We start from the raw sequence: 11,989 nt of genomic DNA on the forward strand, positions 1-11,989 counted from the left end.
GGCTGACGTTCACACCACGTGGCCGTCAGGCACAGGCGCGGCGCGTACGCAAGGAGGATCGAGAACTGATGGCAGGCAACTCGGACCCGCTCACGCCGCGGGCCAAGCTGGCCGTGACCGCGGGCAAGGCGGTCGCAGCGGCATCCCGCGCCGCAGGGCGCGGCAGCGGTTCGGTGATCGGCGGCCGGGTGGCGCTCAAGCTCGACCCCGATCTCCTCGCCCGGCTCGCGCAGAACCTGGACTGCGTCCTGGTCTCGGCGACCAACGGCAAGACCACCACCACCCGGCTCATCGCCGAGGCGCTGCGGGCCGCGGGACCGGTCGTCTCCAACGCGCTCGGCGCCAACATGCCGGCCGGCATCACCTCGGCGCTCGCCGGCGGCTCGGACGCGAAGTTCGGCGTCATCGAGGTCGACGAGAAGTACCTCGCCGGCGTCGCCCGGGACACCGACCCGAAGTGCATCGCCCTGCTGAACCTCTCCCGCGACCAGCTCGACCGCGCCGCCGAGACCCGCATGCTCGCGGAGAACTGGCGCGAGGGCCTGGCCGGCTCCAAGGCCGTCATCGTCGCCAACGCCGACGACCCGCTGGTGGTGTGGGCCGCGTCCTCCTCCCCCAACGTGATCTGGGTCGCCGCCGGGCAGATGTGGAAGGACGACGCCTGGTCCTGCCCGTCCTGCGGCGGTGTGATGCAGCGCCCGGGCGACGACTGGTTCTGCGGCGAGTGCGGCTTCCGCCGGCCGACCCCCAGCTGGGCGCTCTCCGGCGACCACGTCCTCGACCCGCACGGCTCCGCCTGGCCGATCCACCTGCAGCTGCCGGGCCGCGCCAACAAGGCCAACGCCGCCAGCTCCGCCGCCGTCGCCGCCGTCTTCGGGGTGCCGCCGCAGGTCGCCCTGGAGCGGATGTACCAGGTGCAGGCCGTGGCGGGCCGCTACGACATCGTGCAGTTCCAGGGGCGTGACCTGCGGCTGCTGCTCGCCAAGAACCCCGCGGGCTGGCTGGAGACGTTCTCGCTGATCGACCCGCCGCCGACCCCGGTGATCCTGTCGGTGAACGCGCGCTCCGCCGACGGCACCGACACCTCCTGGCTGTGGGACGTCGACTACACGCGGCTGACCGGCCACCCGATCTGCGTCATCGGTGACCGGAAGCTGGACCTCGCGGTGCGCCTGGAGGTCGCCGACCAGCAGTTCCAGGTCTGCGAGGACCTCGATCAGGCGGTACAGCTGTGCCCGCCCGGCCGGATCGAGGTCATCGCCAACTACACCGCGTTCCAGGACCTGCGCCGCCGTGTCGGCAACTGACGCAACGACGTACTCACAAGGACAGTGACTTCATGAGTGACAACAGCCTGCGGGTCGTCTGGATCTACCCCGACCTGCTCAGCACCTACGGCGACCAGGGCAACGTGCTCGTCGTGGAGCGCCGGGCGCGGCAGCGCGGCCTGGACGTGGCCCGGCTCGACGTGCGCAGCGACCAGCCGATCCCGACCTCCGGCGACATCTACCTGATCGGCGGCGGCGAGGACCGGCCGCAGCGGCTGGCCGCCGAGCGGCTGCGCCGGGACGGCGGTCTGTACCGGGCGGTGGAGAACGGCGCGATCGTGTTCTCGGTGTGCGCCGGCTACCAGATCCTCGGCCACGAGTTCATCAACGACCTCGGCCAGCGCGAGCCGGGCCTCGGCCTGCTCGACGTCGTCTCGGTACGCGGTGAGGGCGCCCGGTGCGTGGGCGACGTGCTGGCGGACATCAACCCGCAGCTGGGACTGCCCCCGCTGACCGGGTTCGAGAACCACCAGGGCGTCACCCACCTGGGCCCCACGGCCCGCCCGTTCGCCCAGGTGCGCTTCGGCAACGGCAACGGCACCGGGGACGGCACGGAGGGCGCGTTCAACGACACCGTCTTCGGCACGTACATGCACGGCCCCGTGCTCGCCCGCAACCCGCAGATCGCGGACCTGCTGCTGAAGCTGGCGCTCGACGTCAACGCGCTGCCGCCGACCGACGACCGCTGGTACGAGGCGCTGCGCAGCGAGCGCATCGCGGCGGCGCAGCAGCCCGCCTGAGGCGCGCCCGGACCCGCGGACACCCGGTCGTCGGGCGGGCGCGGCCGGCCCGTCTGACGGCTGCTCCGCACAGGTGAGCGGGGTCGTCCAGCAGGCGGACGCGAGGTGCGGCCCCGCCCCTCGATGCCGCTAGGGTGGCGGGGATCGAGCCGGACAGCGCGGTCCGGTCCCGGCCCACATCGAGAAGGTTGTTTCGGGCTATGCGCATTGGTGTCCTCACGTCCGGCGGCGACTGCCCCGGCCTGAACGCCGTCATCCGGTCCGTCGTGCACCGCGCCGTCGTCGACCACGGCGACGAGGTCATCGGCTTCCGGGACGGGTGGAAGGGCCTGTTGGAGTGCGACTACCTCAAGCTCGACCTCGACGCGGTGAGCGGCATCCTCGCCCGCGGCGGCACCATCCTCGGCTCCTCCCGGGTCCGCCCCGAACATCTGCGGGACGGTGTGGAGCGGGCCAAGGGTCACGTGCGGGAACTCGGGCTCGACGCGATCATCCCGATCGGCGGTGAGGGCACGCTGAAGGCGGCCCGGCTGCTGTCGGACAACGGTCTGCCGATAGTCGGTGTGCCCAAGACCATCGACAACGACATCGCCGCCACGGACGTCACCTTCGGCTTCGACACGGCCGTCGGTGTGGCGACCGAGGCCCTGGACCGGCTGAAGACCACCGCCGAGTCCCACCAGCGCGTGCTGATCGTGGAGGTCATGGGCCGTCACACCGGCTGGATCGCGCTGCACTCCGGCATGGCGGCCGGCGCGCACGCCGTCGTCGTGCCCGAACGGCCCTTCGACATCGACGAGCTGACCGCGAGGGTCGGTGAGCGGTTCTCGGCCGGCAAGCGGTTCGCGATCGTGGTGGCCGCCGAGGGCGCCAAGCCGAAGCCCGGGACGATGGACTTCGACGAGGGCGGCAAGGACGTCTACGGCCACGAGCGGTTCGCCGGGATCGCGCGGCAGCTCTCCCTCGAGCTGGAGGCGCGGCTCGGCAAGGAGGCCCGTCCGGTCATCCTCGGACACGTCCAGCGCGGCGGCACGCCGACGGCGTACGACAGGGTGCTGGCCACGCGGTTCGGCTGGCACGCGGTGGAGGCCGTGCACCGCGGCGAGTTCGGGAAGATGACCGCGCTGCGCGGGACCGACATCGTCATGGTGTCGCTGGCCGAGGCCGTCGAGACGCTGAAGACCGTGCCCGAGCGGCGCTACGCCGAGGCGGAGTGTGTCCTGTGACACCTGGGTGAGCGGAGCCCGCCCCCGGCCGCAGTCGCGGCCGGGGGCGGTTCTACTCTGGTGCGGACAGACAGCGCACAACCCCCACGAAACAGGAGCCGGCGGATGGATCACAGCGGGCACGGCATGACCATGGATCTGCCGCCGTTCACGCTGGGGCGAGGGCTCGCCTGGTCGGCGGACCCGTTCTTCCTCATCACCTGCCTGCTCGGGCTGGCCCTGTACGGCTGGGGCGTGATGCGCCTCACCCGGCGCGGGGACAAGTGGCCGGTGGGACGGACGGTGGCGTTCGCCGCCGGTGTGCTCAGCATCGGGCTGGTGATGTGCACCAGGCTGAACGACTACGGCATGGTCATGTTCAGCGTGCACATGGTGCAGCACATGGTGATCAGCATGGTGTCGCCGATCCTGATCCTGCTCGGTGCCCCGATCACCCTGGCGCTGCGCGCGCTGCCGACGGCCGGGCGGGGCCGCAAGGGGCCGCGCGAGCTGCTGCTGATGCTGCTGCACAGCCGCTACATGCGGATCATCACCCACCCGGTGTTCACCATCCCGATGTTCATCGCGAGCCTGTACGCGCTGTACTTCACCCCGCTGTTCGACTTCCTGATGGGTTCGCAGGTCGGGCACATCGCGATGATGGTGCACTTCCTCGCCGTCGGCCTGGTCTTCTTCTGGCCGATCATGGGCGTGGACCCGGGCCCGCACCGGCCGGGACACCTCATGCGGATGCTGGAGCTGTTCGCGGGCATGCCGTTCCACGCCTTCTTCGGCATCGCGCTGATGATGGCGTCCGCCCCGATGGTCACGACCTTCGAGAACCCGCCCGCCTCGCTCGGGATCGACGCGCTGTCCGACCAGAACGCGGCCGGCGGCATCGCCTGGGCGTTCAGCGAGGTCCCGTCCGTCCTGGTGCTGATCGCGCTGCTGTTCCAGTGGTACGCCTCGGACCAGCGGCAGGCCAAGCGCAAGGACCGCGCCGCCGACCGCGACGGGGACAAGGAACTCGAAGCGTACAACGCCTATCTGGCCTCACTGCACGCACGCGGAAACTGAATCCACCGCTCTTCCGGACCCCTTGGACGGGCGGTTTCCTTCAGTGGCGTGATGCCTCCGGGGGGACGGGAGCGGCGTTTCCGTCATGTTCGAGGACGGAAACGGAAAAGGGCGGGATGACGACCGAGGCCGCGGTGGGGCGGCCCGCGTCCCGGGAACGGGCGCGGGCCCCCTGCCGGCGTCGATCACCGCGGTGGCCCTGGGGAACCGCGCCCACCCGTGCGGGCGGGCGCGCTGGAGCCGGTGCCGCGGGGGCCGCTCGCGAAGGACCCGGAGCGGCGGACGACGGCACGGACGGTGCAGGCGGAACCGGCACGCATCGTCGCACCCCAGTGGGAGGCGTACGCGCGGACGCAGACGGGCCTCGGATCACCCTCGCCCCGGGAGGCCCCGGCCCGCCGCCGGAGGGGTGACACGCGGTCCCGCCACCGGCACCCGGCGGCGCCCCCGCCCGCACGCGCTGCGCGCCCGTCCTCGCCGGCGGGCTCGGCCCGGTGCGGGCCCTGGGCGGTGGGCCCTGGACCGGCGGGGGATCCTGGAAATCCGGCGCTCGTGTGGCCGTGCGCACCGTAAAGAGGCGGAACGGGGGCACCATGGAGGGAACCGAATGAGGAGGGTGTTGCGATGCCCGGTTCCACGAACGGTTCCAGTTCGACGAAGACCATGGGAGTGCTCACCGTCGGCGGACTCGTCGCCGTGACGGCCTACACGGTGGCGCTCGGCGGCAACGGCTGGCTGTGGTTCGGCTGGGTCGTCCTGGGCCTGATCACTCTCGGCATGGTCGCCACGCGCAGCACCTGAGGACCGTCCGCGGCGGCCGGCCTCACTTCGGGGTGAGCCGGCCCGCCGAGTGCACGCCCGGCTGGTACTTCGGCAGCCGGACGGTGATCTTCATGCCCGCGCCCACGGCGGTCTCGATGACGAGACCGTAGTCGTCGCCGTAGACCTGGCGGAGCCGGTCGTCGACGTTGGACAGTCCGATGCCGCCCGTGGGGCTCACCTCGCGGGCGAGGATGCGGCGCAGCAGGCCGGGGTCCATTCCGGCGCCGTCGTCCTCGATGACGACCAGGGCCTCGGCCCCCGCGTCCTGCGCGGTGATCTGGATGTGGCACTGGTCGGACTTGCCCTCCAGACCGTGCTTGACGGCGTTCTCCACGAGCGGCTGGAGACAGAGGAAGGGCAGGGCGACCGGCAGCACCTCGGGGGCGATCTGCAGGGTGACGGAGAGCCGGTCGCCGAAGCGTGCCCGGACCAGCGCCAGGTAGTGGTCGATGGCGTGGAGCTCGTCGGCGAGGGTGGTGAAGTCGCCGTGCCGGCGGAACGAGTAGCGGGTGAAGTCGGCGAACTCCAGCAGCAGCTCGCGGGCCCGTTCGGGATCGGTGCGCACGAACGAGGCGATCACGGCGAGCGAGTTGAAGATGAAGTGCGGGGAGATCTGCGCGCGCAGGGCGCGGATCTCGGCCTCGATGAGGCGGGTGCGGGACTGGTCGAGGTCGGCCAGTTCGAGCTGGACGGAGACCCAGCGGGCGACCTCCCCGGCGGCCCGGACCAGGACCGCGGACTCGCGGGGCGCACAGGCGACGAGCGCGCCGTGCACCCGGTCGTCGACGGTGAGCGGGGCCACGACGGCCCAGCGCACCGTGCAGTCCGGGGTGTCGCAGGTGAGCGGGAAGGCCTCGCCGCGGCCGGTGTCGAGGGGACCGGCGAGGCGCTCCATGATCTCGGCGCGGTGGTGCGCCCCCACGCCGTCCCAGACGAGGACCCGGTCGCGGTCGGTGAGGCACAGGGCGTCCGTGCCCAGCAGGGAGCGCAGCTTGCGGGCGGACTTGCGGGCGGTCTCCTCCGTCAGGCCGGCCCGGAGCGGGGGTGTGGCCAGGGAGGCGGTGTGCAGGGTCTCGAAGGTCGCGTGCTCGACGGGGGTGCCGAGTCCGGCGAGGCTGGCGGGCCGGGCGGTGCGCCGGCCCAGCCAGAAACCGGCCGCCAGCAGGGGCAGTACGGCGACCAGCAGCCCGGCGAGGAAACCGCTCATGCGGACACCTCCGTGCGGAGTTCCTCCGGCAGATGGAACCGGGCCAGCACGCCTGCCGTGCCGGGCGGTACCCGGCCGGGGGTGGCCAGGGACACCAGGACCATGGTGAGGAAGCCCAGCGGCACCGACCACAGCGCCGGCCAGGCGAGCAGGGCGTGCCAGGGGCCCTCGCCCGGGTAGCCGGTCATGGTCGCGGCGACGGCGAGGAAGGCGGACCCGCCGCCCACCAGCATCCCGGCGGCGGCGCCGGGCGGGGTGAGCCGGCGCCACCAGATGCCGAGGACGAGGAGCGGGCAGAAGGACGAGGCCGACACGGCGAAGGCGAGTCCGACGGCGTCGGCCACCGGCAGGCCGCCGACCAGGAGGCTCGCCGCGAGCGGGACGGCCATGGCGAGCACCGTGCCGAGCCGGAAGTGCCGTACGCCGCGCGAGGGGAGGACGTCCTGGGTGAGCACGCCGGCCACGGCCATGGTCAGCCCGGACGCCGTGGACAGGAACGCGGCGAAGGCGCCCCCGGCGACCAGCGCGCCGAGCAGGTCGCCGCCCGCTCCCCCGATCATCCGGTCGGGCAGCAGGAGCACGGCGGCGTCGGCGTTCCCGGTGAGCGTGAGTTCGGGCGCGTACAGGCGGCCCAGTGCGCCGTAGACCGGGGGCAGGAGGTAGAAGGCGCCGATCAGGCCGAGGACCGCGACGGTGGTGCGGCGGGCGGCGACGCCGTGCGGGCTGGTGTAGAAGCGCACCACGACGTGCGGCAGGCCCATGGTGCCGAAGAAGGTGGCGAGGATCAGCCCGTACGTGGCGTACAGCGGGCGTTCCTCGCGGGACTCGGCCCGGGAGGGCGACAGGGCGTCGTCGGCGCCGCGCCCGGCGGCGGGGACCTCGGCGCCCTCGGCGAACGTCAGGCGTGTGCCGCCGTCGATGTGGTGGGTGCCGGCGGGCAGCCGGAGTTCGGTGCCGTGGTGTGCGCGGCCGTCGACGGTGCCGTCCACGGTCACGGTGAGCGGCTTCTCCAGTCTGAGGTCGAGGCCGTCCTCGACGCGGACCACGCGCTGCTCGCGGAAGGCGGCCGGTTCGTCGAAGGCGTGGCTGGGCGCTCCGTCGCGCTGCCAGGCGAGGACCAGGAAGAGGGCGGGGACGAGCAGCGCGGTGAGTTTCAGCCAGTACTGGAAGGCCTGCACGAAGGTGATGCTGCGCATGCCGCCCGCGGCGACGATCACGGTCACCACGACGGCGACGATCACCCCGCCGAGCCAGTCGGGCACACCGGTGAGGACGGCGGTCAGGGTGAGTCCGGCGCCCTGGAGCTGGGGCAGCAGGTACAGCCAGCCGACACCGACGACGAAGGCGCCCGCGAGCCGCCGCACCGTCTGCGAGGCGAGCCGCGCCTCGGCGAAGTCGGGCAGGGTGTACGCGCCGGAGCGGCGCAGCGGGGCGGCGACGAACAGCAGCAGGACCAGATAGCCGGCGGTGTAGCCGACCGGGTACCAGAGCATGTCCGGGCCCTGTACGAGCACGAGTCCCGCGATGCCCAGGAAGGAGGCGGCGGAGAGGTACTCGCCGCTGATGGCGGCCGCGTTGAGACGGGGGCCGACGGTGCGGGAGGCGACGTAGAAGTCGGAGGTGGTGCGGGAGATGCGCAGGCCGAAGGCGCCCACGAGGACGGTCGCCAGGACGACGAGCGCGACGGCGGGGACGGCGTAGCTGGAGTTCACGGCGCGGACGGTCCCGTCGTCTCAGCGGTCCTCGACGAGCCGCACGAAGTCGCGTTCGTTGCGTTCGGCGCGGCGCACGTACCAGCGGGCGAGCAGGACCAGCGGGGGGTACAGCCCGAAGCCGAGGACCGCCCACTCCAGGCGGCGGGCGTCCGGGGCGACGGCGAAGACCAGCGGCAGCGGGCCGATGAGCAGGGCGAGGACGGCGAACACGGTGAGGCCGGCGCGCAGCTGGATGCGCATCAGGGAGCGGACGTAGGTGTGGCCGAGGGTGGTCTGCTCGTCGATCTCGGTGCGCGGACGGTAGTAGCCGAAGGCGCGCCGGGCGCGGCGGGGCGGGCCGGTGACGACGACGCGGCGTTCGGTCGGATCCTGGGGCATGCGTGCTCCCCTAGCTCGTGGTCCGGCGCATCAGCAGGTCCCGCAGTTCACGGGCGTGCCGCCGGCTGACCTGGAGTTCCTCGGCGCCGATCAGGACGCTCACGGTGCCCGCGCCGAGCCGGAGCTCGCCGATGTGGCGCAGCGCGACCAGGTGGCGGCGGTGGATGCGGACGAAACCGCGGGAGCGCCAGCGCTCCTCCAGGGTGGACAGCGGGATGCGGACGAGGTGGCTGCCCTTGTCGGTGTGCAGGCGGGCGTAGTCGCCCTGGGCCTCGACGTGGGTGATGTCGTCGACGGGGACGAAGCGGGTCACGCCGCCGAGCTCCACGGGTATGTGGTCGGGGTCGGGTTCGTGCACGGGGATGCGCGGGGTGGTGCCGCGCCGGTCGGCGGCGCGCAGCTCGACGACGCGGCGTACCGCCTCGGCCAGCCGTTCCCTGCGGACCGGTTTGAGCACGTAGTCGGCGGCCTTGAGGTCGAAGGCCTGGACGGCGAAGTCCTCGTGGGCGGTGACGAACACGATGAGCGGCGGCCGGGCGAACCCGGTGAGCAGCCGGGCGAGGTCGAGGCCGTCGAGGCCGGGCATCTGGATGTCGAGGAAGACGACGTCGATGGCGTCGGGGCCGTCGGGTCCCGACTCCAGGGCCCGGTTGATGCGGCGCAGCGCCTCGGTCGCGTCGCCGGCGCCCTCGGCGCTGCCGATGCGGGGGTCCGCGTTCAGCAGGTAGAGCAGTTCCTCCAGTGAGGGACGTTCGTCGTCGACGGCGAGGGCACGCAGCATGAAGCTGGAGTGTAGGGGGCATTTCCGCGTCTGGACATGTGCCGGGCGCGGCCGTCACCCCCGGTTTCGGTGACCTGTCCGCCGCCGCGGACGACGACCGGTCGCCGCTGGATACAGTTCCCGCATGACCAGCAGGCCCGCACCGTTCGACGAGCTCGACCGGAAGATCGTCACCGCGCTGATGGCGAACGCCAGGACGTCCTTCGCCGAGATCGGCGCGGCCGTCGGGCTGTCGTCGACGGCGGTCAAGCGCCGGGTGGACCGGCTGCGCGAGACAGGGGTGATCACCGGGTTCACGGCGACCGTGCGGCCGTCGGCGCTGGGCTGGCGCACGGAGGCGTACGTCGAGGTGTACTGCGAGGGCGCGGCGCCGCCCCGGCGGCTGGCGGAGGTGGTGCGCAACCATCCGGAGATCGCCGCGGCGATGACGGTGACCGGTGGCGCGGACGCGCTGCTGCATGTGCGGGCGCGGGACGTGGAGCACTTCGAGGAGGTGCTGGAGCGCATCCGCCAGGAGCCGTTCATCCGCAAGACGATCAGCGTGATGGTGCTGTCCCACCTGCTCCCGGACAGTCCTGAGGCGGGGGTCAGCCAGCCTGCCCCGGAAGGCGCAGCAGACGTGCGTTGAGCGGCGGGAACGCGCAGTGTTCCTGCGCGAACACGCAGCTCTTGTTCCTTGTCGCCCGTCCCGCTCGGTTCCTACCGTGGAGGCACCCCCTGTCGGCACCGCGTGGAAGCGGAGGAACCCCTCTGTGCCCGATTCCCGTGTGGCGCGCCGGCGGCGTTATCTCGTCTGCGAACCCAGACACTTCGCCGTGCGGTACGCGATCAACCCCTGGATGCACCCCGACCGACCCGTCGACGTCCTTCTCGCCCAGCGGCAGTGGCGGACGCTGGTCGACACCTACCGTGACCACGGGCATACCGTGGAGACCGTGAAGCCGGAGCCCGGACTGCCCGACATGGTGTTCGCCGCGAACGCGGCGGTCGTCGTCGAGGGCCGCGTCTTCGGCTCCCTGTTCCTGGCGCCCGAGCGGCGTCCGGAGACCGTGGCGTACGAGGCCTGGTTCAAGGCCGGGGGGTACGAGGTCCACCACCCCGAGTCGGTCTGCGAGGGCGAGGGCGACCTGGTGCCCGCCGGGCGCTGGATCCTCGCCGGCACCGGGTTCCGCACCACCCGTGAGGCGCACCGCGAGGTGCAGGAGTTCTTCGGGGTGCCGGTGATCGGCCTGACGCTGGTGGACCCGTACTTCTACCACCTGGACACGGCGCTGTTCGTGCTGGACGAGGAGAACGTCGCGTACTACCCGGAGGCGTTCTCGCCGGGGAGCCGCGAGGTGCTCGCCCGGCTGTATCCGGACGCGGTGATCGCGACCCGCGAGGACGCGATGGCGTTCGGCCTGAACTCCGTCTCCGACGGGCGCCACGTGTTCATCTCGCCGGGGGCTGCGGCCCTCGCCGCTCAGCTCGCCGACCGCGGCTACGTTCCCGTCCCCGTCGACCTGTCCGAGTTCCACAAGGCAGGCGGCGGCATCAAGTGCTGCACTCAGGAGATCCGCTCATGACCTCGCCCGTCGTCACGCGTTCGTCCGCCGAGCTGATCGGCGCGGAGGAGCCGGTCCTCGCGCACAACTACCATCCGCTGCCCGTGGTCGTCGCCCGCGCGGAGGGCGTGTGGGTGGAGGACGTGGAGGGCCGGCGGTACCTCGACATGCTGGCCGGCTACTCGGCGCTCAACTTCGGCCACCGCCATCCCGCGCTGATCGAGGCCGCGCACCGCCAGCTGGACCGGCTCACGCTGACCTCGCGCGCGTTCCACAACGACCGGCTCGCCGAGTTCGCCGAGCGGCTGGCCGCGCTGACCGGCCTCGACATGGTGCTGCCCATGAACACCGGCGCGGAGGCGGTGGAGAGCGGGATCAAGGTGGCCCGCAAGTGGGCCTACGACGTGAAGGGCGTCCCGGCCGACCGGGCGACGATCGTGGTGGCGGCGGACAACTTCCACGGCCGTACGACGACGATCGTGAGCTTCTCGACGGACGAGGTGGCGCGCGCCGGTTTCGGCCCCTTCACCCCGGGCTTCCGGGTCGTTCCCTACAACGACCTCGCGGCGCTGGAGGCGGCGGTCGACGAGACGACGGCCGCGGTGCTGATCGAGCCGATCCAGGGCGAGGCGGGCGTCGTCGTCCCGGACGACGGCTATCTGGCGGGCGTGCGGGAGCTGACGCGCCGCAAGGGATGCCTGTTCATCGCGGACGAGATCCAGTCGGGGCTGGGCCGCACGGGCCGCACGCTCGCCGTGGAGCACGAGTCGGTCCTCCCGGACGTGGTCCTGCTCGGCAAGGCGCTGGGCGGCGGCATCGTCCCGGTGTCGGCGGTGGTCGCCCGGCGCGAGGTGCTCCAGGTGCTCCACCCCGGGGAGCACGGGTCGACCTTCGGCGGCAATCCGCTGGCCGCGGCGGTCGGTACGGCCGTGGTGGAGCTGCTGGAGACGGGTGAGTTCCAGCGCCGGGCGGCGGACCTGGGGGTGGTCCTGCACGAGGGCCTGGCGGCACTGGTCGGCAAGGGCGTCATCGGCTTCCGCTCCCGTGGGCTGTGGGCGGGCGTCGACGTCGACCCGGCCCTCGGCACGGGCCGCGAGGTGAGCGAACGCCTCATGCGCGAGGGCGTCCTCGTCAAGGACACCCACGGCTCCACCATCCGCCTGGCCCCGCCGCTGACGATCACGGCGGACGA

The 11,989-nt window shown here is 72.4% G+C and carries 12 protein-coding genes; 8 read left to right on the plus strand and 4 right to left on the minus strand.

Annotated elements, in window-relative coordinates; translation table 11 throughout:
* Positions 1-68 precede the first annotated feature (68 nt).
* From RIM90_RS13640 to RIM90_RS13660, 5 genes are all read left to right on the plus strand, one after another.
* Positions 69-1,307: a MurT ligase domain-containing protein gene (locus RIM90_RS13640; protein ID WP_309060939.1), complete on the plus strand. Its 1,239-nt coding sequence runs from the start codon at positions 69-71 to the stop codon at positions 1,305-1,307.
* Positions 1,308-1,339: 32 nt separating this feature from the next.
* Positions 1,340-2,068, plus strand: coding sequence for a glutamine amidotransferase (locus RIM90_RS13645; RefSeq protein WP_309060940.1), 729 nt, complete (start codon positions 1,340-1,342; stop codon positions 2,066-2,068).
* A gap of 200 nt (positions 2,069-2,268) precedes the next feature.
* A complete protein-coding gene (locus tag RIM90_RS13650; RefSeq protein ID WP_309060941.1) occupies positions 2,269-3,294 on the plus strand; it encodes a 6-phosphofructokinase in 1,026 nt (341 codons plus the stop codon).
* A gap of 105 nt (positions 3,295-3,399) precedes the next feature.
* A complete protein-coding gene (locus RIM90_RS13655; RefSeq protein WP_309060942.1) occupies positions 3,400-4,350 on the plus strand; it encodes a cytochrome c oxidase assembly protein in 951 nt (316 codons plus the stop codon).
* A gap of 624 nt (positions 4,351-4,974) precedes the next feature.
* On the plus strand, positions 4,975-5,151 hold the full coding sequence (locus tag RIM90_RS13660; RefSeq protein WP_309060943.1) for a hypothetical protein: 177 nt from the start codon (positions 4,975-4,977) through the stop codon (positions 5,149-5,151).
* A gap of 22 nt (positions 5,152-5,173) precedes the next feature.
* Here RIM90_RS13660 and RIM90_RS13665 read toward each other — a convergent pair whose 3' ends face one another.
* The 4 genes from RIM90_RS13665 to RIM90_RS13680 are packed head-to-tail and all read right to left on the minus strand — an operon-like array spanning position 5,174 to position 9,253.
* Positions 5,174-6,379, minus strand: a complete 1,206-nt coding sequence (locus RIM90_RS13665; protein WP_309060944.1) for a histidine kinase — start codon at positions 6,377-6,379, stop codon at positions 5,174-5,176.
* Entirely contained in the window at positions 6,376-8,091 is a 1,716-nt protein-coding gene (locus RIM90_RS13670) for a cation acetate symporter (RefSeq protein ID WP_309060945.1), read from the minus strand. Before RIM90_RS13670 ends, RIM90_RS13665 begins: the two co-directional genes overlap by 4 nt.
* A gap of 21 nt (positions 8,092-8,112) precedes the next feature.
* Complete coding sequence (locus tag RIM90_RS13675) at positions 8,113-8,472, minus strand: hypothetical protein (RefSeq protein ID WP_309060946.1); 360 nt, start codon at positions 8,470-8,472, stop codon at positions 8,113-8,115.
* A 10-nt stretch (positions 8,473-8,482) separates the two neighbouring features.
* Positions 8,483-9,253 (minus strand): LytTR family DNA-binding domain-containing protein, encoded by a 771-nt coding sequence (locus RIM90_RS13680; RefSeq protein ID WP_309060947.1) that lies wholly within the window; start codon positions 9,251-9,253, stop codon positions 8,483-8,485.
* 124 nt (positions 9,254-9,377) lie between these two features.
* Here RIM90_RS13680 and RIM90_RS13685 point away from each other — a divergent pair, with 124 nt between their 5' ends.
* The 3 genes from RIM90_RS13685 to rocD all read left to right on the plus strand — a co-directional run.
* A complete protein-coding gene (locus RIM90_RS13685) occupies positions 9,378-9,881 on the plus strand; it encodes an Lrp/AsnC family transcriptional regulator (RefSeq protein WP_159530294.1) in 504 nt (167 codons plus the stop codon).
* 124 nt (positions 9,882-10,005) lie between these two features.
* A complete protein-coding gene (gene ddaH, locus RIM90_RS13690) occupies positions 10,006-10,818 on the plus strand; it encodes a dimethylargininase (protein WP_309060948.1) in 813 nt (270 codons plus the stop codon).
* A partial coding sequence (rocD, locus tag RIM90_RS13695; protein ID WP_309060949.1) for an ornithine--oxo-acid transaminase occupies positions 10,815-11,989 on the plus strand: 1,175 nt, incomplete at its 3' end. The genes ddaH and rocD, both read left to right, overlap by 4 nt.

The sequence above is a fragment of the Streptomyces sp. genome, from assembly GCF_031181555.1.
Classification (GTDB): Bacteria; Actinomycetota; Actinomycetes; order Streptomycetales; family Streptomycetaceae; genus Streptomyces; species Streptomyces fimbriatus.